The following is a 21,277-nucleotide window of genomic DNA, read 5'->3' as shown; positions in this document are numbered from 1 at the left end:
TGAGAACGCCTCCGCAAGGGGGCGTTTTTTATTTGAGGAACCGAATTATGACGAAAAAGGTTGAGGTCCACCTTGAAGCTGAGAGGTATATTCACAATGTGCTATCCGGCTGCTCGTTCACTTTGCAAAACCGGATGAATGATCAGTTTGAGAGTGCGGAAACCACAGGTGTATATCATACGATGATGGCGTGCCTTGTGTTTGTGGCATTTACCGTCGAAGCACGCGTTAATTTTATTGGCCAAAAAGTATTCGGAGAAGGTTGGCCTGAAAAAGCAAACTTGGAAGAAAAAATAGAACTCTTGAACGTACATTTGGGGATTGGCTTATGTCGCGGTGATCGGCCGTTGCAAACTATTCTGAAACTCAAGAAGCTAAGAAACACCTTGGCACATGGTAAGCCGGAAATCGTGAGCCGTGTCGAGAAGCATGACGAGGAGCCGGATGTTTTTGGTGCCCTTCGCTTCACTTGGGAGGAAGCCGTAAATAAGGATTTTGTCATGCGCTGCGATATGGATGAAAAGAGGTTATGGTCAATGTTACTAGAAGCCGCAGGGATCGATGAAGCGGAAGCAATAACTCATGGGGGGTACTCAGTTTTGAACAAATATGTGGAGGGTACGGATTAAGTAATGCTCGGTATCGTATAGTTCGGCATCCCTCTAGGGGACTGTAATTCTTGGTTGCACGCCAACACATAATCTACTAACTCGGCCTCATGGATCTCCCTCACACCTTCAACCTCCCCGACAACCCAATCATCGTTTTTGACGGTGAATGTGTGTTGTGTTCGCGGTTTTTTCACTTTGTTTTAAAGCACGACAAGTCTCAACAGTTTCGCTTTATTATTGCGCAATCTGACTTGGGCGAGGGGCTGTATCAATCGCTGAACCTGCCCACGGATGACTATGAAACCAACCTTGTGATTGTGCGGGGCCAGGTGTTTCAGAAAGCCGATGCCTTCGCCGCGGTCATGCGCGAATTGGGAGGGCCGTGGCGCATTTTTGCGCTGATCCTTCATGTGCCGCACTGGTTGAAGAACCCGCTTTACAGCCGCATCGCGCGCAATCGCTATCGTATTTGGGGGCGTCATGATCAGTGCATGATGCCGGATGACGCCTTGCGCAGCAGATTTTTGGACGGCGGATTAAACGATTGATACGTGATCTTGGGCGGACCGAGGTATGGGCCGCAGATCGGGCGTAGCCGTAAACTGACCAGATGGGTTTCAACCCCCTTGTTTCTCCGCGCTGTGAAAGGGTATATGCCTGTGAACGCTAAGGGTCGCGCGATGGGACACTGGCACTATCGGAGACGTCAAACATGGGCAAATTTCTTGCGGGGTTGATTATCGTGAGCGCATTGATCGCCGGAACTCTGCTGTATTATCTGCAGGTGCATGTTTATTATCAGGAAATTACGGCGCCGGTGGGGGACGAGGTCTCTGTGACCACATTGGTTTCCGAAACACCTGAGCCGATCATCGTCGATGATTTCCAGGGCATTGCCTCTGAAACGTCGCCCTTGGGATATCGCGCCTGTTTCACCACGCCCCAAAGCCAAGCCATGATGACCGAAACCTATGTCACCTATGAGAATGCGGCACCACACGTCGCCCCTGAGTGGTTTGATTGTTTTGATGCGAAAGCTCTGGGCGCTGCGATCGAAGCCAATGAAGCCATCGCCTTTATGGGCGAGGAAAACGTCGTCTGGGGCTTTGACCGTATCGTTGCCGTGATGGATGACGGGCGCGGTTTCGTTTGGCATCAGATGAACATCTGCGGCGAAGAAGTCTTCCACAATGGCAAACCCATGCCCGAACATTGCCCGCCACGCGACACCAATACAAACACCGAAAGCAACTGATATGCCTGATCTTCTGATTGAACTTTTCTCCGAGGAAATCCCCGCGCGTATGCAAGGCAAGGCTGCGGATGATCTGAAAAAGCTTGTGACCAATGGTTTGGTTGATGCGGGGCTGACCTATGGCTCTGCTGGTGTATTTTCCACACCGCGTCGTTTGGTTCTGACGATTGATGGCCTGCTCGCTGAAAGCCCAGAAGTGCGTGAAGAACGCCGCGGCCCGAAGGTCGGCGCGCCGGAAAAAGCATTGGAAGGGTTTCTGCGTGGGGCAGGGGTTGCACGCGAAGACCTGGTCGAACGCGAAGAGAAAAAAGGCGCGTTCTACTTTGCCACAATCGTTAAGCCGGGCCGCCCTGCTGCTGATATCATCGCAGAGGTTCTGGAAGCGGCGATCCGCAATTTTCCATGGTCAAAATCCATGCGTTGGGGTGGGGTTGGCCAACCTGGAAATGGGTCACTGAAATGGGTGCGCCCGCTACATTCCATCATTGCGCTTTTGTCTGACGAGGCCGGCGCAACCGTCGTGCCGATGGACATCGAAGGCATCACGTCCGGTGACAGCACCCATGGCCACCGTTTCATGGCCCCTGGCGCGTTTTCGGTGACCGGTTTTGACGACTATTCAACCAAGCTTAAAGCCGCGCATGTGATCCTAGAGGCGGCCGAGCGTCAGGAAATCATCTGGCAAGACGCCACCAACCAGGCCTTTGCACAGGGGCTTGAAGTGGTTGATGACCCCGGCCTTCTGGCTGAGGTCGCGGGTCTTGTCGAATGGCCCGTTGTCTTGATGGGCGACATTGCGGACGATTTCATGGAACTGCCGCCAGAGGTTCTGCAAACCTCGATGAAAGAACACCAAAAGTTCTTCTCTGTGCGCGATCCACAATCGGGCAAAATCGTGAAATTCATCACCGTTGCCAACCGCGAAACGGCTGACAATGGCGCGACCATTTTGGCGGGCAACCAAAAGGTTCTGTTCGCACGTCTAAGTGATGCGAAATTCTTCTGGGAAAACGATCTGCGCGTCGCGAAAACTGGGATGGATCCATGGCTGGACAGCCTCTCCAACGTGACCTTCCACAATAAACTTGGCTCACAAAAAGAACGCATTGATCGCATTGCGGCTTTGGCCCGTGAACTGGCCCCAGTTGTGGGTGCCGATGCGGATCTGGCCGAACAGGCAGCGCATGTGGCCAAAGCGGATCTGTCATCTGAGATGGTCTATGAGTTCCCGGAACTTCAAGGGCTTATGGGCCGTTATTACGCCAATGCCGCGGGCCTGCCTGCGGATGTGGCCGAAGCAGCTGAAGCGCATTATTCCCCCCTTGGCCCCTCAGATGACGTGCCAACATCGCCCGTGTCCGTCACCGTGGCGCTGGCCGATAAGCTCGACCTTCTGACAGGTTTCTGGGCGATTGACGAAAAACCCACAGGCTCCAAAGACCCCTTCGCCCTGCGCCGCGCGGCATTGGGAGTGATTAGGTTGGTTTTGGAGAATGGGGTGCGGCTGGAGATGGCGGATGTTGTGTTTAAACACAATGCGCGTCTGACTGGGTTTATTTCTGGTAATGAAGTTTCTCGGAGGATGGAAATACTCCAATCTGCCGTGGATGACCTGCCAAGTGAAGCGTCAAGTGTCGCCTCCCAAGCTGTTCTGGATACTAAGTCTAAGGTTGACGGAAAGGATTTTGTGAACAATCTCGCAGATGCTGCAATTGTAAATGCAACAGTCGCAATCTCTCATCTCATGTCCTTCTTCCATGACCGCCTGAAAGTCTTCCTCAAAGATCAAGGTGTGCGCCATGACGTGATCGACGCTTGCCTCGCGATGGGCGGCAACGATGACCTTGTCCTGCTGGTCAATCGGGCCAAGGCGCTTTCCGCATTGCTGGCCACGGACGACGGCGAAAATCTGCTCCAAGGCTTTAAGCGCGCGAACAACATCCTGACCCAGGCGGAAGAAAAAGACGGCGTCGAATATTCCTACGGGGCGGATGTGAAATTCGCGGAAGACGACAGCGAAAAAGCATTGTTTGCAGCCCTTGATGCAGCAGAAGCCAAAATCGCCCCAGCCATGAAATCAGAAGATTTCGCAGCGGCCATGGCTGAAATGGCGACCCTGCGTGCACCGATTGATGCATTCTTTGACGCGGTTCAAATCAACGCGGAAAGCGAAATCATCCGCCGCAACCGTCTGAACCTCCTGTCGCGCATCCGTGTGATCTGCTTGTCCGTTGCCGACCTGACAAAGGTGGAAGGGTAACCCTTTCATCTTGCCCTAAATACTCCGGGGGGATCCATCTGTGATGGATGGGGGCTGGCCCCCTCCGGTTTTTCGTCAGAAAAACCGCCACCGATGATGCATTGCTTGTCAGATGTCATAAACGCGCTATGCTGCATTGAAGCAGAAAGGTGCCGCAGCGCAGAATATGATGCAGAACACAACTGACCAGCCCGATACCGCCTATACCGTCATCACCCCAAATGCACCCATTGCGGTGGATACTCATGGGGGGCGGGCGAAATGCCTGCAACGTTTGCTGCGCCTTGATATGCCGGTGCCTTGCACCGCCGCCGTGTCCTTTGACGGCGTACACGGGATTGCCCAGGGGCGTCTGCCTGACACCAAGAAAATGCTGGCAAGTTTTGGCGATATGCCCGTGGTTTCTGTGCGGCCAAGTTCGGAAGATCCTGACTGGGGCGGGCCGGGGGCGATCCTGAATATTGGCATGAATGCCGCCCGTCACAAGGCTTTGGTCGCGGAATTGGGCGAAGAGGCCGCGAACCGGCTTTATACGCGTTTTGTGCAATCCTACGCCGTACATGTGGCGCGTTTGGATCCGGACGAATTTGAACAGGATGAAGATGGCACGAGTGAGACCCTGACAAAGGTTCTTGAGGCCTATGAGTTTGAATGCGAAGAAGAATTCCCCCAAGACCCGGCGCATCAGTTGCAAGAAGTCTTGCGATCTATGGCGCGGGCCTGGGAAGGCACGTCAGCGCGTTTGTTGCGCCAATCCAAAGGTGCCCCAGCGGATGCGGGCCTTGGGCTTGTGGTGCAGGAAATGGTGTTTGGCGTCGGCAGCGGTGAATGTGGGTCAGGTGTGATCCGTTTTATCACCCCCCATACCGGACATCGTCAAATTGAAGGCCGCTACAAACGCCAAAGCCAAGGGCGCGATGCCCTGGATGGTGGGGCAGTTTTCCTGCAAAAAGACGCGCGCGGCACCTCAATGGAGGAACTCTGCCCGGATTGTTATGACACGTTAACCAGTTATGGCACGTCCTTGCGCGAGAAGCTGCGCGAGGAAATGGAAGTTGAATTTGTCGTGGATAACGGCAAGCTGCGCATCTTGGACGCCATCCGGGTGCAACGCACATCACGCGCGGCGGTTCGCGTGGCGGTGGATATGGCGAATGATAAAATCATACCGCGCGAAGAAGCGCTGTTGCGCATCGAGCCACGTGCTTTGACCGAACTTTTGCACCGTCAGGTGAACCCGGAAGCCCCCCGCAACGTGCTGTTGACGGGCATCGCCGCAAGCCCTGGTGCTGCCACTGGTAAGATCGTGTTTTCCGCGACTGCGGCCCAGGCCAGCTATGCCCGAGACGAGGCCTGCATTCTTGTGCGCCGCGAAACCGCGCCGGAAGATATTCGCGGCATGCATGCGGCTTCGGCTGTGTTGACGGAACGTGGTGGTATGTCCAGCCACGCGGCGGTGATTGCACGCGGCTTGGGCCTGCCCTGTATCGTGGGTGCGTCAGATTTAAAGCTGAAACGTAAGGATAAAATCCTCACCCTGCCCAATGGTGACACGCTGGAAGAGGGCGATTTGATCACTGTTGATGGATCTTCTGGTGAAGTGCTTTTGGGGGCGGCTGCGTTGCTTGAGCCAACCCTTGAAGATGGGTTTCGCACGCTTCTGACATGGGCCGAAGAAATCAGTGACATCAAGGTGCGCGCCAACGCAGATACGCCAATGGACGCCGAGATCGCGCGTCGTTTTCGCGCGCGTGGGATTGGGCTGTGTCGCACGGAACATATGTTCTTTGAACATGACCGTTTGACCTTGATGCGCGAGATGATTTTCGCTGACAGCCCCGAGGATCGTGCCGCATCTTTGGATCGCTTGCTGCCCATGCAGCGTGCTGATTTCAAAAAACTTTTCGAGATAATGAAGGGCGAAAGTGTTTGTATTCGCCTGTTTGATCCGCCCCTACATGAATTTCTGCCCCATACGCGCGAAGGCATGCGGGAATTGGCAGGCGCGCTTGATTTGCCCTTGTCGGACGTAGAACGCCGGGTGAAGGCCCTGTCGGAATTCAACCCAATGTTGGGCATGCGCGGCGTGCGTTTGGGCATCACCGTGCCGGAAATCTACGCCATGCAAGCGCGTGCAATCTTTGAAGCCGCCGCAGAGGTCGCCGCAGACGGCAACCCTGTGGTGCCTGAAGTGATGATCCCCTTGGTGTCTGCCGTGCGCGAAGTCGAGATCGTGAAAGAAAGCATCGATGTGGTCGCCAGTCAGGTGCGCGCGGCCTCTGGTGTCGAATTTGATTTCCGCCTTGGGGTCATGGTTGAAACACCTCGCGCGGCTTTGCGGGCCAATGAAATTGCGCCTCATGTTGCGTTTCTCAGCTTTGGGACCAACGATCTGACCCAGATGACCTATGGTCTCTCACGTGATGACGCGGGGCGATTTATGTCTGAATATGTGCGTCAGGGGGTCTATGAAGAGGACCCGTTCCACACGCTTGATACGGATGGGGTGGGCGAGCTTTTGAACATTGGGGCAGAACGCGCGCGCAACAGCCATGCGGATGTGACCCTGTCGATTTGTGGTGAACATGGGGGCAATCCGGAATCAATCGCGTTTTGTCGGAAAGCTGGATTTGACTATGTCTCGTGCTCTCCGTTCCGGGTGCCTGTGGCATGGCTTGCCGGTGCCCATCTCGCATTGAAGGATTCTTGATCAATTTTGCCACTGAGAATCGCCCCGCCAAACGATAGATTTACGGCGAAAATATGACGGGTGAATGGGGCGGTTGCCGTCTGGCTGGGGGCAATTGTGGTGTTTTTGTCGCAATTTTCCCCGTTGCAGCCACGAAAACTTGCCTGGTGCGCCCCAGCGAGGGTCACTTGGGTTGAAAAATTAACCTTTCTCTCCTACATCCCGGCCATGGACGAGTTGATACTTGCCTGAGAACTGCGGCCCCAAAGTTGGGGGTCAGAGAATTTGGCTATCTATAATGATGGATGGATGAGATGAGTTTTAGGCGAATGACAGCAGTCGCAGGGGCGATCCTTGCACTTAGCAGCCTTGCGGGGTTTGCAGAGACTTCTGGGGAAAATGGAACTGCATCCGCAGATTTCACACAACAGCTGACTATGATGATCGGCGCTGAGCGTGCGGTATTGGGCGAGGTGCGGACAAGCCACATGCGCCAACTGACATCACCACCTGTTGAAGCACGCGTCGCAGCCTCATCAGGTGCAGCTGTAACTTACACGCGTGAGTGGCTTGCGGCACAGCCAACACCAGCAGCAAGCGCCAGTCTGACCTGCCTGTCTGAGGCACTGTATTTTGAGGCCCGCGGCGAAAGCGTTGAAGGCCAATTCGCAGTTGCCGAAGTGATTTTGAACCGCGTTGACAGTGTGCGTTTTCCGAACAGTGTTTGTGGTGTGATTAACCAAGGCACCGGGCGTAAGTATCAGTGCCAGTTCACTTATACATGTGATGGCCGCGCCGAAGTTGTGAATGAACCACGCGCTTATGATCGTGTGCAAAAGGTCGCAGCGACCATGCTGAACGGTGCAAACCGCAGCTTGACCGGTGGGGCAACCTATTACCACACCCGCGCCGTGAACCCACGTTGGGCGCGACAGTTCAACCGCACAGCTGCAATTGGTGTGCACCTGTTCTACAAGCCGCCTCGCCGCTTGTCACAATATAACTGATTTAGAAAACGCTGCCTCAGGGCGGCGTTTTTGTTTTGCGCGGGGGCGCTTCTTCGCTTCATCCTTGGCCGTCCTTTGGCTATGAAGGACAGAGGCGAACAGCGCCCATCTGCGCGAAAGGATCAATATGTCGACTGAGATGAATACGGTGTTTGAACATCCGTTGATGCGTGCAGAGGCTTTGGCCCTGGATGGCGTCGCGGATCGCCTGTCTTTGCGTGACTATGAGGTCGCGGTTGAAGTTGGGGCGTTTCAGCTGGAACGCGATGTTTTACAGCGCTTGCGATTTAACGTGGCGGTTGAGATCAAGTCGCCGGGTGAGGCGGCTGGTGATGATGTGGATGCGATCCTATCCTATGATAAAATCACCGAAGCCATCGATTATGAACTGGCAGCTGAACGGTTGAACCTGTTGGAAACTTTGGCCGAACGTATTGCCGCGCGCATTCTGTTGGAACCCCAAGCCAAACGCGTATTTTTGCGCATTGAAAAGCCGGATCGTGGGCCGTTTGTGTTGGGTCTTGAGATCGTGCGTGAGGTCGGCCTTGTTGAGGTCGAAGCCGCGACAGGCCCCGTGCCGCAGATCATCTTGGTGCCTGCGGGGCAGTCTGTGGACGTGTTGCCCGAAGGGCCTGTGGTTCTAGTGCCAGAGGCCGCCCCTCAAACGGGGGGGGATGCGGTGACAGATGCACGTATCACTTTGCTTGAGGCCGAGAAAAACGCCTGGCGCATCGCAGCTGGCCATGATCAGATGGATGTGATTGCCACGCGTACTGAATTGGATTGGGCGCTGAAAAACGGTCGAATTCCTGTCTGGGCCCCGTCGCGGATGCTGTTTGATACCCCGGATGCACCGATTTCGGGCAGTGCCCAACAGCAGGCGCAATGGTTGGCAGAAGAATTGGGCGCATCCGACGTCCGCAGTGTTTAGGGGCTGAATATGACATTGAAAAAAGACTATTTTCGCCCTTTGGCACAGGTTGGTTCTGCGCGTCCAGGGGATGCTGTGGCGCTTGCTGGCGGCTGGAGCTGGTTCACACATGCAGAACATGTGACGCGGGAGGGCAGGCAAGGCTTTGTTCATGTTTCTGAGCTGCCCCAAGCCTGGCGTGACCGGTTAAGCGCGCCGCGTGCTGATGTTGCTGGATTGAATTTTGCGGCCCCCAAGATCATGGGCATTTTGAACGTTACCCCGGATAGTTTTTCTGACGGGGGGCAATATAACGCCCCTCAGGCTGCGCTGGATCGCACATTGGATTTGGCGGCTGAGGGGGCTGATATCATTGATATCGGTGGTGAATCCACACGCCCTGGTGCGACTTATGTACCTGTTGCAGAGGAATGTGCGCGCACGGTGCCGGTGATCGAAGCGGTGCGGGCGGGGTCAAACGTGCCGATCTCAATTGACACGCGCAAAGCCCAAGTGGGGGCGGCGGCGCTGAAAGCGGGCGCGGATTTGATCAATGATGTGGCGGCGTTCACATTCGAGCCGGAATTGGCCGAGGTGACTGCCAAGGCGGGCGCACCCGTGTGTTTGATGCATGCGCAGGGGGATCCAACCACCATGCAGGATAATCCACAGTATGAAAACGTGCTGTTGGATGTGTATGATTTCCTTGAAGAACGCATTGAGGCGTCAGTTGCATTGGGCATTTCACGGGATCAAATTATCTCGGATCCGGGTATTGGGTTTGGGAAGTCGCTTGAACATAATCTTACGCTTCTACAGGGGCTTAGCCTGTTCCATGGCTTGGGTGTGCCTGTGCTTTTGGGGGCGTCACGCAAGAAGTTCATTGGCACTCTTGGTCATGCGCCAGAAGCAGAGAACCGCGCACCTGGATCGATTGCCGTGGCCTTATCTGCCATTTCGCAAGGAATTCAGATAATACGAGCACATGATGTTGCACCGACGCGGCAAGCGATGACGCTTTTTGCAGCGACGTACTAATATAATAATAAAAGACGGGTGAGGGTTGATTATGGGCAAGCTTTTTGGAACCGACGGCGTACGTGGACTGGCGAATACTTGGCCAATGACAGCTGAGATGGCGTTGAAATTGGGTGCAGCGGCGGGGCGTCATTTTCGAACAGATGGCACCAACGGCCACCGGGTTGTGATTGGCAAGGATACACGCCTTTCTGGCTATATGTTTGAGAACGCTTTGACTGCGGGCCTAACCAGCACGGGCATGAATGTGCTGTTGCTTGGCCCGACGCCAACACCGGCTGTGGGCTATCTGACGCAATCCATGCGCGCTGATTTGGGCATTATGATTTCCGCATCGCATAACCCCCATCATGACAATGGTATCAAGTTCTTTGGCCCCGATGGGTTTAAGCTGTCGGATGAGGATGAAGCCGCGATTGAAGCCTTGCTGCACGAGGATATTCAACCGGCACAGCCCGCGAATATTGGGCGTGCAAAGCGCGTGGATGACGAAACGGGTCGCTACGTTGAAAATGTGAAAATGACATTCCCATCTGATCTGTCGCTGTCCGGTGTTAAAATCGTTTTGGATTGTGCAAATGGCGCGGCCTGGCGTGCGGCACCTCTGGTGCTATGGGAGTTGGGCGCAGAGGTAATTCCCTTGGGCGTTTCCCCTAATGGCTTCAATATAAATGATAATTGCGGATCAACGCATCCCCAGACTGCGGCTGAGGCGGTGGTCGCCCATGGGGCGGATGTGGGATTGTGTTTGGATGGTGACGCCGACCGTATCATCGTGATTGATGAAAAGGGTCAGGTTGCAGACGGGGATCAATTGATGGCGCTTTTGGCGACGCGTTGGGCTGCGGAAGGGCGTTTGAACAAAAACACGTTGGTGGCAACCGTAATGTCGAACCTTGGGTTGGAACATTTCCTGAAGGACAAGGGGATCGCCCTGCATCGTTCTGCCGTTGGGGATCGTCATGTCGTGGCCGCGATGCGTGCGGAAGGGTTTAACCTTGGCGGCGAGCAATCGGGTCATATCGTGATGACGGATTATGGCACCACGGGTGATGGCTTGGCGGCAGGGTTGCAATTCGTGGCGGAGATGGTGCGTACTGGCAAACCCGCGAGTGCTTTGGCGCGCAGTTTTGAGACCGTACCGCAACTGTTGCAAAATGTGCGATATCAGGCGGGGCAAGATCCATTGGCGGTTGATGTTGTGCAGGCTGCGATTGCTGAGGCTGAGGCTGAGTTAGCTGAAAACGGTCGCTTGTTGATCCGAAAGTCCGGCACAGAACCCCTGATCCGGGTCATGGCGGAATGCACGGATGCGGTTCAGTTGAAGCGCGTGGTCGAAGGGCTTTGCGCCTTGATTGAGGACAATCTTTAGGGCTTCGCCTAAAATGCCACCTTGCGAAGGCGTTCAGCTTCGTTGATCAGTTTGAGGTCGTTTTGGGTAAAAACAACCGCCGTAATGCGCCGTATTGCGACAGGCCGACACCTGCAAGGATCAACGCAAGGGCGGTGAATAGGCTGGGGGGAAGGTCCTCGGATAGGATCCACGCCCCGAACATGACGGACCAAATCGGGACTTGGTAGTTCACCAATGACATGAAAACAGGTCCTGCGGTGCGGATCACGACAACCCGCAGCAGGTTGGCCGCGGCCGTTGGGATCAGCCCCAACAGGGCGACCCAGAACAAGGTTTCGGCTGAGATCGCAGGGGGCAGACCTTCGATGATCAAGGCGGCGGGGACGACCAGCACACAACCGATCAGCAAAAGCATTGCTGCAAGTCCCACAGAATCAATCGGGGGCAGGCGGCGCACGATGATGGAACTGCCCGCATAGCAAAGTGTCGCCAGAAGGACGGCGATGCGCCCGGCCCATTCCAGGCTGTTGCCGGAACTGTTCATGGCCGTGCCGCCGACAAGCAGGTAGACGCCAACAAAGCCTATGCACATGCCAAGCCCGCGGCGCCAGGTCATGCGTTCGCCCGGAACCCAGAAATGTGCCATGGGCAGGATCATCAAGGCAATGGCCGCCATGGAAACCCCGGTGAATCCCGAGGTCACATATTGTTGTCCCCATGATAGCAACATGAAAGGCACCGCCGTTGAAAACAGCCCGACCACGATCAGGGATATGGTGGCGGCACGATCCGGCGGTGTGACAAACAGTTTGAATCCACGCAGACCCCAGATTGCGCTGAGCAGAAGCGCGGCAAAGCCAATGCGGCCAGTGGCGAGCCAGAAAGGCGTGATGCCACGTAGGGCGATTTCCATCACCATGAATGTCCCCCCCCAAGTCACACCCAAAAGCGCGATCATGATCCAAGAGGATAGGGTGATTTGGGGTTGGTGTGGCATGGGTTAGGGCTTCTTATATGGGGAATCTGCGGGCGTACCCGCAAGAGTGGTAAAGTCTCGGCTGCGCAGGGTGGGCGCGCCTGGGTCGCGGGTGAATTTCAGCACGCGATCATGATCGGGATAGGTGACCGTGTCAGCGTTGGAACGTGTGCCGATGACCAGATAACGCACCGCCGCGTCACTGGTGTTGATCAGGCAATGCCCGGCGGGGGTGCCGGCTTTGAACGTGGCGCTTTCACCAGCTTTCAGCGAATAGATATCGTCGCCCTCGTGGACGGTGGCTTCGCCCTCGATCATATAGATCATCTCATCCTCAGTGGCGTGCCAGTGTTTGATGGATGAGGCCGAGCCAGGGGGCAGGATTTCCTCAAATGCACCGAATTGCGTTAGGCCACCGCTATCACTAAACAACAGGGCCTCGCAAGGGCCGCAGATGTGATCTGGGTTTTCCGTTTCGCGGGTGACGGTGGTTCTGGTGAATTTGGGCATGTGGGATCCTCTCAGGCTGTGAAGAGAACCCCGCATTCTTGTCAACGTCAACCAGTATTGCTTGGGCAGTCTCGTTTGACCTGCGTTTGGAACCAACGCAGCGGGTCTTCACAACCGATGCCCTTAGCCAAAGCCGCCACGGACCAATGGGGCGAGGCCATGGCGCGTTGCATTTTCTCGCAGACCCAAACATCTTCGGTTTGGAAGTCGCCTGTTTCAAGCGGGTGTTTCGTCCAGTTTTTGCTTTCGACCAATCCGGTTGCCGCGTCATAGCCCGGGGTGCCATCAAGCGGTTCTTTGTAGCTCCACCAAGATTTTGGCGACCAGGTTTGTGACCGCATTATAGTGGTTGTCGCATCCACGGGTTCCAAGGTTGAAACGGTCAATGACCAGGGGGATGGGACGATCATCGTCAGGGGATATAACATGTATACACCGCCATAGCCTGGGTCTTTTGCGCCTTTGATATAAGGCATGCCACTGCCGCGCGCTTGGTTCTCGATGAACATGGGGATGCGATTGCGAATGCCGTCACGTTCGGTGGAATACCAAACAAGATGATCCCCATGCTGCGCCCATTCATTCAGCCCAGGTTTCGGGCCGCCAAGGGTTTTTTCGTGCAGATAGGCAAGGTGGTAACCGTCGATCGCGTTCTCATAGAAGACCTTCCAATTGCATTGCATGAGATAGGTGAAGGTCTCGCTGCGCTGCAGGCCAGGGTCGGTGATATCATGTGGGAATGCGGCGCTGTTTAAGGGGGAAATCCACGCGTCGAAATTAGCATTTGCGTCAGAATTCACAAAGATCATGCCCTTCCATCGCCCAATGGCGGCCCCATGCAGATTGTTGGCTTTGCGATCAAGATCGGGGAAACAAGCGGCGCGATTCGGGATGCCGCGCAACTGGCCATCAAGGCCGAATGTCCAGCGGTGGTAGGGGCACACAAGGGTTTTTCCGGCATTGCCGCGCCCTTCCAGAAGTTCGGTGCCGCGGTGGCGGCAGATGTTCTTGAACGCCCGCACTTCGTCATCCGCCCCTTGCACCACACAGAGCGGCGTAAGACCCGCACGCAGGGTGATGTAGTCACCAGCTTCCGTGAAATCGCTGTCAAATCCGGCAAGCTGCCAATGCCCGTTAAACAGGGTTTCCTGTTCGTGCTGGAACCACGTCTGGCTTGTATAAGCTTCGCGGGGAAGGATCTGATGTTGCATTGTTTGCTCCGTGCTGGCTGTTTCGCTGGCACGGAAAGTATGGGCGCAGATGCGATCTGAGAACAGGGGGCGGGGGAGTTGCGCAAGATCTGTAGGGATGAGCGCAAGATTAGGCACAAAAAAGCCCCCGACACTGCGGGGGCTTCAAATTATTAGTTAAAGAATCTTAGTTCTTCGCTTTGTCGACCATTTTGCCAGCAGAGATCCAAGGCATCATGTCGCGCAATTTCTTGCCAACAACTTCGATCTGGTGTTCGTCATTTGAACGACGGGATGCTTTGATGGTTGGTTGACCAACAGCGTTTTCCAGCATGAAGTCACGCACGAATTTACCGGACTGGATGTCCTGCAGGGATTCTTTCATGGCTTTCTTGGTTGCCTCATAAGGCAGGATACGTGGGCCGGTGACGTATTGGCCATATTCCGCAGTGTTCGAGATGGAATAATCCATGTTCGCGATGCCGCCTTCATAGATCAGGTCTACGATCAGCTTGGTCTCGTGCAGACACTCAAAGTAAGCCATTTCAGGGGCATAGCCAGCTTCTACAAGGGTTTCAAAGCCCATGCGGATCAGCTCAACGATGCCACCACAGAGAACAGCTTGCTCACCAAACAGGTCAGTTTCGCATTCTTCGCGGAAGTTGGTCTCGATGATGCCGGAACGACCGCCACCGATTGCGGAACAATATGACAGGCCAACTTCCAGCGCTTTGCCGGATGCGTTGTTGTTTACTGCCACGAGGCAAGGTACGCCGCCGCCTTTGGTGTATTCGCCGCGCACTGTGTGACCTGGGCCTTTTGGCGCCATCATGATCACGTCAACGCCTTCTTTAGGCTCGATCAGGCCGAAGTGTACGTTCAGGCCGTGTGCGAATGCGATGGCTGCACCTGGTTTGATGTTGTCGTGCACGTATTTCTTATATGTTTCTGCCTGAAGCTCGTCGGGCATTGTGAACATGATCACGTCACACCAAGCTGCAGCTTCTGCGATGCCCATAACTTTCAGGCCTTCAGCTTCGGCTTTCGCAGCAGAGGCAGAACCTTCGCGCAGCGCAACAACAAGGTTTTTCGCACCGGAATCACGCAGGTTCAGCGCGTGGGCGTGGCCCTGGGAGCCATAGCCGAGGATTGCAACTTTGGCTTCTTTGATCAGGTTAACATCGCAATCGCGATCATAGTAAACGCGCATATCGGCGGTCCTTCTGTTGGTTTCTGGGGATTAGATACAGGGTTTTATGCGGGATATGAATTGTTGGACTGGATATTTTTTATCTGGTATTGAGAAATTTATGCGCGAAAATCAAAAATAGAGTAAATTTCATGCAAATTACTGATGGCGACCGACGTATCCTGCGGCAACTGCAAGCAGAACCGAGTCTGAACAATGCAGAGCTTGCGGAACGAGCGGGGACCAACACGGCCACCTGTGCGCGCCGCTTGGAACGGATGCGCGAAGCTGGGATCTATCAGGGTCAACGTGCTGTCATCAACTGGGCGGCCCTTGGCTATGAGGCTGAGGTGTCTTTGCGGGTGACTTTGGACAAGACCGTGCCACGTGCTTTTGACGAATTTATGGATGCGGCGCGTCAGATCCCCGAGGTCGTGGAGCTGCAGACATTTTTGGGGCAGGTCGATGTACGCCTGTCGGTGCTCGCGCAGGATATGAAACATTACCAACAGCTGTATCGCAGTAAAATCCTGACCCTGCCGCATATCGCCGATATCGAAGCCCTGATGCAGGTGGCCGAGATCAAATCAAGCCGGGGGCTGCCATTATGAGCTTTGAACCTGATGACATTGATTTCGCGATCCTGCGGGCTTTGTCCAAGGATGCGACCTTAAGTGCGGGGGCGTTGGGGCGGCGGCTTGATCTGTCCCAACCCGCGACCTGGCGGCGCATACGGCGCCTAGAGAAAGAAGGGATCATCTCAGGGCGGCGGGTGGCCTTGAATGCAGAGGCGCTTGGCTTTGGTGTGACCGTGTTTCTGGGCATCAAGCTGGCCACCAAAGGGCGGGTCAGCCTGGACGATTTTGAACGCGCCATCACAGCGATTCCTGAGGTGCAATCCGTGCAACATGTGCTGGGCCTTTATGATTACCGCGTGCGGGTTGTTGCGCGTGACATAGCGGATTTTGAACGCGTTTTGCGCCGCCGCATGATGAACCTGCCTGGGGTGGGCAATATCGAGGCCAATGTGCTTTTGTCAGAAGAACAGCTGCCCGGACCGTTGCAGCAGACTGAAACAGTTTCCTGATTTTGCGAAAACTCTTTGTCCAACAACAGGCTTCCCAAGGGGCAGTTTTCAGGTCATCAATTGCAAAACACATGACAGGAGGCCCTGATGCCCGCACTTCTCAACGATATCGACCCTGATGGTCTTCTGGAATATTCTGTGGTTTTCACGGATCGCTCGCTTAACCATATGTCCGCAAGCTTTCAGGGGGTTATGCGCGATATCTCATCCATTCTTAAGGATGTGTATAAGGCCGATCACGTGGCTTTGGTGCCTGGTGGTGGGACCTACGCGATGGAAGCCGTGGCGCGGCAGCTGGCGACTGGAAAATCCACGATGGTTATTCGTAACGGGTTTTTTAGTTTCCGCTGGAGCCAAATCTTTGAGATGGGCGCGATCCCGTCTTCAGAAACCGTGATGATGGCGCGCCGGTCCGGCAATGCGGTAGACGCCCCATTCGCCCCATGCCCGGTGGATGAAGTCGTCGCGAAAATTCGCGAAGAAAAGCCAGACGTGCTGTTCGCCCCCCATGTGGAAACCGCGTCGGGCATGATCCTGCCAAAAGATTACCTAAAGGCCGTGGCGGGCGCGATGCATGAACACGGCGGTTTGTTTGTGTTGGATTGTATCGCATCGGGCTGTGCCTGGGTTGATATGAAAGACTGCGGCGTGGATGTGCTGATTTCCGCCCCGCAAAAGGGTTGGTCCGCGTCCCCATCCGCGGGTCTTGTGATGATGAACGACCGCGCACGTGACGTGGTGAAAGCCACGCAATCCACAAGCTTTGCCGTGGATCTGGGCAAATGGCTGACGATCATGGAAGCCTATGAGGCCGGCGGCCATGCCTATCACGCGACCATGCCGACCGATGCGTTGAAAGACTTTCGCGACACGATGCTTGAAACCCGCGAATACGGATTTGAAAAGCTGGAGGCGGCGCAGTGGGAACAAGGCACGCGTGTGCGCGAGGCCCTTGCCAATCGCGGCATCAAATCTGTTGCAGCGGATGGGTTTGGTGCGCCTGGCGTTGTTGTCAGCTACACGGATGATGCCGATGTGCAGATGGGCAAAGCCTTTGCCGCTTTGGGCATACAAATCGCGGCCGGTGTGCCCCTGATGGTCGAAGAAGGCCCGGATTACAAAAGCTTCCGCCTTGGCCTGTTTGGCCTTGATAAGCTGTATGATGTGGATGCTTCCGTTGGGCGTCTCGAAGCGGCGCTTGATCAAGTGTTTGGCTGATTGAATCTGTTGGGGGCTCTATATGAGCCTCCATTTTTCAACCAACGGATTTTGTGCAAAGCCTGCTGCGGTTGGTGGTATCAACGTGATTGCTTAGGAGGTGGCACCGATAACATGCGCCCGTGAGGCGCGTGAATGCATTTGTAGTCACATGACAAAACACTAGATCACAATTGCAAACGTTCAAACCTAATAATCCAATCGCGATAGTTTTGCATCGCACCTCGGTCCAGATCTTTGGCTGGAACAAGTCTATAATGGCGCTCTTCCACAACTTTGATCTCGTCCCCTTGTATGCGCGAATAAGCTCTGGGGTGGCGTCAGGGATGTTAATCGTTACTAAGTTTTCGCTCGGGCGAATTCGGCTGATTTTGACAGGTTTGAATTCATAGACTGCTCTACCTGAATGATCCCGCGCGCAGTCACGGCAACGGATGCATCCATGCTTTTAACACTATCGAGGTCATTGATGGGCAGAAAAAGCCGTTCACCACAACTCTGCGTATGTCTTGAATAGTGCAGTTTCCGTGATGTCTGCCCGGTGATCGGGATGACATGCGTGGCACGTCACGTTTTTCTCTGCTCTCTTTTTCTGAAGTTGTCAAAACTAAGGCATACAGAGCAGATTTCTTCTGCCTATACAAAACGCTAGGTTGTCCTGTCTTTCCTATTTCTTCACAATAGTGATCTATGAAGGGGTGAAAATGTATCGCTGGAGTACTGTGGATCAACCAACAGGCCAAGCCTATGACGCTTGGCATTCTCAAATGACGGAATCTGCTGTTCCGTGGCAACTGGATCGTCCGTCGTCCGACAGCTTTTCCATGGATTTTAGTTCTGCTGCGATTGGTTCGATTGGGATGACAAATAGTCAGTTTTCCTCTTGCGAAGGATATCGCAGTAAACGCGAAATCCAGCGTTCTGAAGATGCGTATTACTCTGTTCAGTTTATGATCGATGGGCACGAAAATGTTTCTAGCAATGAACATCGAGACGTTCTGTCGCCAGGCGATGCTTATCTTTGGGATAGTGAAGACGAATTCTCGTTTCAGACAATCAATCAGATTGATAGCTATTCAATACGCATTCCCAAATTCGTCTTTTCTGGTCAAAGAGGTGGGGTTGAGCCTTCCCAACGCAAAGCGAATATTAATAAGGGTGTGGCTGCGGTCTTGTTTCAAGTCGTTCGTTCGTCGTTTCTCAACAGTGGGTTGATGTCACCTTCAGAAAATCATGTCGCGCAAGATGTTATCACCTCCTTGGTTAAAACGGTATTCTGCGCAAGTCAGGCGGATTATCGCGTTGAAGCACCCAGAAAGCTTCTCTTGCAACGTGTTCAAAACTACATTCACAACAATCTTGAAGATTATTCGTTGTCTGTTGAGACTGTGGCAAGGGCGCAGGGCATTTCACAACGCTACTTGCATTCCCTGTTTTCAGATCAGGCGCTGACCTTTTCCGGGTATGTTCAGCACCAGCGTATTGAAAGCGTGAAGCGGGATCTGGCCAATCAGCTTGATAAATCAACGCTGACTGTGATTGCGCAGCGATACGGGTTTCAAGAATCGTCACATTTCAGTCGAGTGTTTAAACGCGCGACCGGTATTACAGCCCGAGATTTTCGGAAAAGTAAGGCCTGAAACTATGGCACGCGGTATTAAGAGCAGGGTGCAAAACCCGAACCGAAAGGACCGCTTTGGACCTATTCTGTTGAAAAACGCTTGTTGATTTCGGAACGTCTAACTGATTCAATTTCCCTATTGATATAGGAGATTTCGGCGATGTTGGGACCAAGGCAAGAAGCGCAGAACTCTCTGTTTTAGGACTTCGCGATTGAGGATCATGTTCCGTCGGGCCACGTTTAGGGGGGCTCCGATTGCGCGGCCCCTGAGTGCAGGTCAGTTTTGCGGGCGATGGGCTTCATAGGCTTAATCCCTCGGATGCCAATTGCCTTGGGCGTCTTTCCAGAAGTACATCGTAGGGGTAATGTACTCATCCCCCTCAAGCTTCACCTCGACCGGAGAAGGGTGCAGTGTTGCCAAGCGTCCATATCCAAAAATATGCAACTCTGATTTACTGCTATCAAAAGGCACAACATCAAGGCTGTCTGAGCCCGCTTGGCTAAGAAATGTTTCGTTGATGGGAGACCGCCGAGTGTTCTATTGCTTGAGAACGCGCAAGATCATCCCGGCAGCTGGGATAAACGGAAGTCTTTATGGTGAGCGGTGATAAATACAACCAGATCATGTTAAATTAATTCCTACAGACGAAAGAAGGTACTCATATGTCAAAATCAACAAAAATCATTGGTAGCACTTGCCTCTGTTTACTCATGGGGTGCGCAACAGTTTCTCAACTTCCTGTTGGCTTCGCGTGGGGTAACGACACAAGTAAATGGGCAAATGATGGAGATTGTGATGATCCCAGGTTTGATGGAGAAATGGCGCACAGCATATTGTTAGCTGAAGACGCCTACCACGATGCAAGCGATTGCCGGAAGCTCTATCAGTCCGGCCGTATTGCACTTCGGGATGACTATAAAGAAGGCGCAAGATACAATAATCCCATTTACGCTGGCCAATAGTAAGCCTTACATCACAGGGGGCAACTTACCCCTTGCGATGTAAATTTGTAGATAGTCCGTCTTAATAAGTAACCAACTCAGGCAAGCTGCCATTGTAGATACCAAGCAATCGCTCAATTATGGGGCTGCGCAGTTTCTTTTGATTGCTTGCCTCTCTTCCCGATGAACACGCCCGCCCTCATGGTCTTGCTTGGCACCAGTCTTTACTATTACCCTATGGCAGGCATTGATCCTGCTCATGTGGCAAACCAGCCTTTCGCAACGATTGTATCGTGCAACACCCATGGCTTAGCCAGTGTCCTGCGGGCCCTGTGTGGTCCCAAGCTCGAACACTGGTTCATGGTGATGCCGTTGTTGCACGCCGGTCTGAAGATTTGGGCAGCAGCGCGCCTGGTCTCTGCCAATGTGGTCGCACGACACCTGAATTTGGTTGAGGGTTCCCAATCGGCAACGTGTCGTTGGAACTCATGGTAGCCTGAGACCTCCCGATTGTAATCCAATCGTTGTGGTTTGGGGGAGGGATCGCGTTCGTCACCGTCGGCATCGCACCAGACAGCCAGGTATTCCTGATGCGCTACGTCTTCATCGGTGAGTTTCGGTTCAGTTATTTGCGACAGGCGGAATGAGTGTTTCGTTTGTTTGATCCTTTGACCCGTCATGAGGTCGCGCTGGCCATTGAGGATCTCTGTCGCGGTGTTCTGGCGCGTCTCTGCCCTGTGCAGAGCCTGAGAGGGTCTGCATGAAGCTATTGATCAGTTCAAGTTGCCTAGTTTGGTCCAACTCCAGGGGAAGGGCGATCATGATTTTATCAATGACACGGGCGTTCTTGCGGTCTGCTTGTTCTTGCTCATCAAGCCAGCGCCGGGCGGGACCGCCTTTTGAACCGGGTTTGGGCTTTGGCATGTGTTCGGCCATAACGGCGCTACAGGCACCGGAACGGGTGATGTAGCTGACGTGTGCTCCTGCTGTTCCGGGGGCATGTGTGGTGCGTCCTACGGAGGAATGTCTGACGCTGAAAATGGCCATGGTTTTGGGGTCCTGATTGATGCCTAAACACTGCACCTACGATAGCATCCAGAAAGGTAAAGGTATAGGTAGGGCGCACTTATGAGTTTTGCACCAAAACTCGTGCTCCTGTCAAGGGCGGAGCAAAAATGGGCCAGTGAGGCGGCGTAAAAGTAGGCCAGTTGAGGCGTTGAGTGACGGTTGGTTTGAGGCGTGCGCCCGGGAACCAGCGGCTCGTCATAAAGCAAGCGTGTTCCCGGGCGTATTGCCCCTATTGGGGCAATTTCTGGTCAGTGTTTTTGGGTAGTTTTTCGGCTCTGTCCGAGGCGATAGCTTTCGCCATTCATTTCCAGGATGGAGACGTGGTGTGTCAACCGATCAAGCAGTGCACCGG

The 21,277-nt window shown here is 54.1% G+C and carries 20 protein-coding genes; 14 read left to right on the top strand and 6 right to left on the bottom strand.

Annotated elements, in window-relative coordinates; all coding sequences use genetic code 11:
• Positions 1-47: 47 nt before the first annotated feature.
• The 9 genes from RJ38_RS11345 (at position 48) to glmM (ending at position 11,142) form a co-directional block, all read left to right on the top strand.
• Positions 48-629 carry a hypothetical protein gene (locus RJ38_RS11345; protein WP_039018997.1) on the top strand — a complete coding sequence of 194 codons (582 nt, stop codon included), beginning with the start codon at positions 48-50 and terminating at the stop codon, positions 627-629.
• Positions 630-718: 89 nt separating this feature from the next.
• Positions 719-1,159 (top strand): thiol-disulfide oxidoreductase DCC family protein, encoded by a 441-nt coding sequence (locus RJ38_RS11340; RefSeq protein WP_039018996.1) that lies wholly within the window; start codon positions 719-721, stop codon positions 1,157-1,159.
• Between the two features lie 164 nt (positions 1,160-1,323).
• Positions 1,324-1,866, top strand: coding sequence for a DUF6446 family protein (locus tag RJ38_RS11335; protein ID WP_039018995.1), 543 nt, complete (start codon positions 1,324-1,326; stop codon positions 1,864-1,866).
• Between the two features lies 1 nt (position 1,867).
• Positions 1,868-4,126 carry a glycine--tRNA ligase subunit beta gene (gene glyS / locus RJ38_RS11330; RefSeq protein ID WP_039018994.1) on the top strand — a complete coding sequence of 753 codons (2,259 nt, stop codon included), beginning with the start codon at positions 1,868-1,870 and terminating at the stop codon, positions 4,124-4,126.
• Positions 4,127-4,295: 169 nt separating this feature from the next.
• Positions 4,296-6,836, top strand: coding sequence for a putative PEP-binding protein (locus tag RJ38_RS11325; RefSeq protein ID WP_039019075.1), 2,541 nt, complete (start codon positions 4,296-4,298; stop codon positions 6,834-6,836).
• Positions 6,837-7,144: 308 nt separating this feature from the next.
• Positions 7,145-7,822 (top strand): cell wall hydrolase, encoded by a 678-nt coding sequence (locus RJ38_RS11320; RefSeq protein WP_156121844.1) that lies wholly within the window; start codon positions 7,145-7,147, stop codon positions 7,820-7,822.
• Between the two features lie 127 nt (positions 7,823-7,949).
• Positions 7,950-8,753, top strand: coding sequence for a dihydroneopterin aldolase (locus RJ38_RS11315; protein WP_052245344.1), 804 nt, complete (start codon positions 7,950-7,952; stop codon positions 8,751-8,753).
• Positions 8,754-8,762: 9 nt separating this feature from the next.
• Positions 8,763-9,770 carry a dihydropteroate synthase gene (gene folP / locus RJ38_RS11310; protein WP_039018993.1) on the top strand — a complete coding sequence of 336 codons (1,008 nt, stop codon included), beginning with the start codon at positions 8,763-8,765 and terminating at the stop codon, positions 9,768-9,770.
• Positions 9,771-9,801: 31 nt separating this feature from the next.
• The gene (gene glmM, locus RJ38_RS11305) at positions 9,802-11,142 is read left to right on the top strand and encodes a phosphoglucosamine mutase (protein ID WP_039018992.1); all 1,341 of its coding nucleotides are present in this window, start codon (positions 9,802-9,804) and stop codon (positions 11,140-11,142) included.
• Between the two features lie 46 nt (positions 11,143-11,188).
• Here glmM and RJ38_RS11300 read toward each other — a convergent pair whose 3' ends face one another.
• The 4 genes from RJ38_RS11300 to ilvC all read right to left on the bottom strand — a co-directional run bounded on the left by RJ38_RS11300 (position 11,189) and on the right by ilvC (position 15,010).
• The gene (locus RJ38_RS11300; RefSeq protein ID WP_039018991.1) at positions 11,189-12,121 is read right to left on the bottom strand and encodes a DMT family transporter; all 933 of its coding nucleotides are present in this window, start codon (positions 12,119-12,121) and stop codon (positions 11,189-11,191) included.
• Between the two features lie 3 nt (positions 12,122-12,124).
• Positions 12,125-12,610 (bottom strand): cupin domain-containing protein, encoded by a 486-nt coding sequence (locus RJ38_RS11295; RefSeq protein ID WP_039018990.1) that lies wholly within the window; start codon positions 12,608-12,610, stop codon positions 12,125-12,127.
• A gap of 47 nt (positions 12,611-12,657) precedes the next feature.
• Positions 12,658-13,821, bottom strand: coding sequence for an aromatic ring-hydroxylating oxygenase subunit alpha (locus RJ38_RS11290; RefSeq protein WP_052245352.1), 1,164 nt, complete (start codon positions 13,819-13,821; stop codon positions 12,658-12,660).
• A gap of 166 nt (positions 13,822-13,987) precedes the next feature.
• Positions 13,988-15,010: a ketol-acid reductoisomerase gene (gene ilvC, locus RJ38_RS11285; RefSeq protein WP_039018989.1), complete on the bottom strand. Its 1,023-nt coding sequence runs from the start codon at positions 15,008-15,010 to the stop codon at positions 13,988-13,990.
• 131 nt (positions 15,011-15,141) lie between these two features.
• Here ilvC and RJ38_RS11280 point away from each other — a divergent pair, with 131 nt between their 5' ends.
• The 5 genes from RJ38_RS11280 (at position 15,142) to RJ38_RS18890 (ending at position 19,878) form a co-directional block, all read left to right on the top strand.
• A complete protein-coding gene (locus RJ38_RS11280) occupies positions 15,142-15,600 on the top strand; it encodes an Lrp/AsnC family transcriptional regulator (RefSeq protein WP_039018988.1) in 459 nt (152 codons plus the stop codon).
• Complete coding sequence (locus RJ38_RS11275) at positions 15,597-16,076, top strand: Lrp/AsnC family transcriptional regulator (RefSeq protein WP_039018987.1); 480 nt, start codon at positions 15,597-15,599, stop codon at positions 16,074-16,076. Before RJ38_RS11280 ends, RJ38_RS11275 begins: the two co-directional genes overlap by 4 nt.
• An 87-nt stretch (positions 16,077-16,163) precedes the next feature.
• The gene (locus RJ38_RS11270; RefSeq protein ID WP_039018986.1) at positions 16,164-17,294 is read left to right on the top strand and encodes a pyridoxal-phosphate-dependent aminotransferase family protein; all 1,131 of its coding nucleotides are present in this window, start codon (positions 16,164-16,166) and stop codon (positions 17,292-17,294) included.
• A gap of 722 nt (positions 17,295-18,016) precedes the next feature.
• Positions 18,017-18,934: a helix-turn-helix domain-containing protein gene (locus RJ38_RS11265; protein WP_162183568.1), complete on the top strand. Its 918-nt coding sequence runs from the start codon at positions 18,017-18,019 to the stop codon at positions 18,932-18,934.
• 644 nt (positions 18,935-19,578) lie between these two features.
• The gene (locus RJ38_RS18890; protein ID WP_156121842.1) at positions 19,579-19,878 is read left to right on the top strand and encodes a hypothetical protein; all 300 of its coding nucleotides are present in this window, start codon (positions 19,579-19,581) and stop codon (positions 19,876-19,878) included.
• Between the two features lie 600 nt (positions 19,879-20,478).
• Here RJ38_RS18890 and RJ38_RS11255 read toward each other — a convergent pair.
• On the bottom strand, positions 20,479-20,904 hold the full coding sequence (locus RJ38_RS11255) for a hypothetical protein (RefSeq protein WP_156121841.1): 426 nt from the start codon (positions 20,902-20,904) through the stop codon (positions 20,479-20,481).
• A gap of 269 nt (positions 20,905-21,173) precedes the next feature.
• Positions 21,174-21,277: ATP-binding protein (locus RJ38_RS18530; protein ID WP_238321615.1), on the bottom strand; the 104-nt coding region annotated here is incomplete at its 5' end.

Origin of the sequence: Halocynthiibacter namhaensis, from assembly GCF_000812685.1 — a bacterium.
Lineage (GTDB): Bacteria > Pseudomonadota > Alphaproteobacteria > Rhodobacterales > Rhodobacteraceae > Halocynthiibacter > Halocynthiibacter namhaensis.
This window is presented reverse-complemented; position numbering and strand designations above follow the sequence as displayed.

Excerpts from the sequence above, each read along its gene's own strand:
- RJ38_RS11345 (WP_039018997.1), top strand. The coding sequence starts at position 48 with ATGACGAAAAAGGTTGAGGTCCACCTTGAAGCTGAGAGGTATATTCAC.
- RJ38_RS11340 (WP_039018996.1), top strand. The coding sequence starts at position 719 with ATGGATCTCCCTCACACCTTCAACCTCCCCGACAACCCAATCATCGTT.
- RJ38_RS11335 (WP_039018995.1), top strand. The coding sequence starts at position 1,324 with ATGGGCAAATTTCTTGCGGGGTTGATTATCGTGAGCGCATTGATCGCC.
- glyS (WP_039018994.1), top strand. The coding sequence starts at position 1,868 with ATGCCTGATCTTCTGATTGAACTTTTCTCCGAGGAAATCCCCGCGCGT.
- RJ38_RS11325 (WP_039019075.1), top strand. The coding sequence starts at position 4,296 with ATGCAGAACACAACTGACCAGCCCGATACCGCCTATACCGTCATCACC.
- RJ38_RS11320 (WP_156121844.1), top strand. The coding sequence starts at position 7,145 with ATGACAGCAGTCGCAGGGGCGATCCTTGCACTTAGCAGCCTTGCGGGG.
- RJ38_RS11315 (WP_052245344.1), top strand. The coding sequence starts at position 7,950 with ATGTCGACTGAGATGAATACGGTGTTTGAACATCCGTTGATGCGTGCA.
- folP (WP_039018993.1), top strand. The coding sequence starts at position 8,763 with ATGACATTGAAAAAAGACTATTTTCGCCCTTTGGCACAGGTTGGTTCT.
- glmM (WP_039018992.1), top strand. The coding sequence starts at position 9,802 with ATGGGCAAGCTTTTTGGAACCGACGGCGTACGTGGACTGGCGAATACT.
- RJ38_RS11300 (WP_039018991.1), bottom strand. The coding sequence starts at position 12,121 with ATGCCACACCAACCCCAAATCACCCTATCCTCTTGGATCATGATCGCG.
- RJ38_RS11295 (WP_039018990.1), bottom strand. The coding sequence starts at position 12,610 with ATGCCCAAATTCACCAGAACCACCGTCACCCGCGAAACGGAAAACCCA.
- RJ38_RS11290 (WP_052245352.1), bottom strand. The coding sequence starts at position 13,821 with ATGCAACATCAGATCCTTCCCCGCGAAGCTTATACAAGCCAGACGTGG.
- ilvC (WP_039018989.1), bottom strand. The coding sequence starts at position 15,010 with ATGCGCGTTTACTATGATCGCGATTGCGATGTTAACCTGATCAAAGAA.
- RJ38_RS11280 (WP_039018988.1), top strand. The coding sequence starts at position 15,142 with ATGCAAATTACTGATGGCGACCGACGTATCCTGCGGCAACTGCAAGCA.
- RJ38_RS11275 (WP_039018987.1), top strand. The coding sequence starts at position 15,597 with ATGAGCTTTGAACCTGATGACATTGATTTCGCGATCCTGCGGGCTTTG.
- RJ38_RS11270 (WP_039018986.1), top strand. The coding sequence starts at position 16,164 with ATGCCCGCACTTCTCAACGATATCGACCCTGATGGTCTTCTGGAATAT.
- RJ38_RS18890 (WP_156121842.1), top strand. The coding sequence starts at position 19,579 with ATGTCAAAATCAACAAAAATCATTGGTAGCACTTGCCTCTGTTTACTC.
- RJ38_RS11255 (WP_156121841.1), bottom strand. The coding sequence starts at position 20,904 with ATGGCCATTTTCAGCGTCAGACATTCCTCCGTAGGACGCACCACACAT.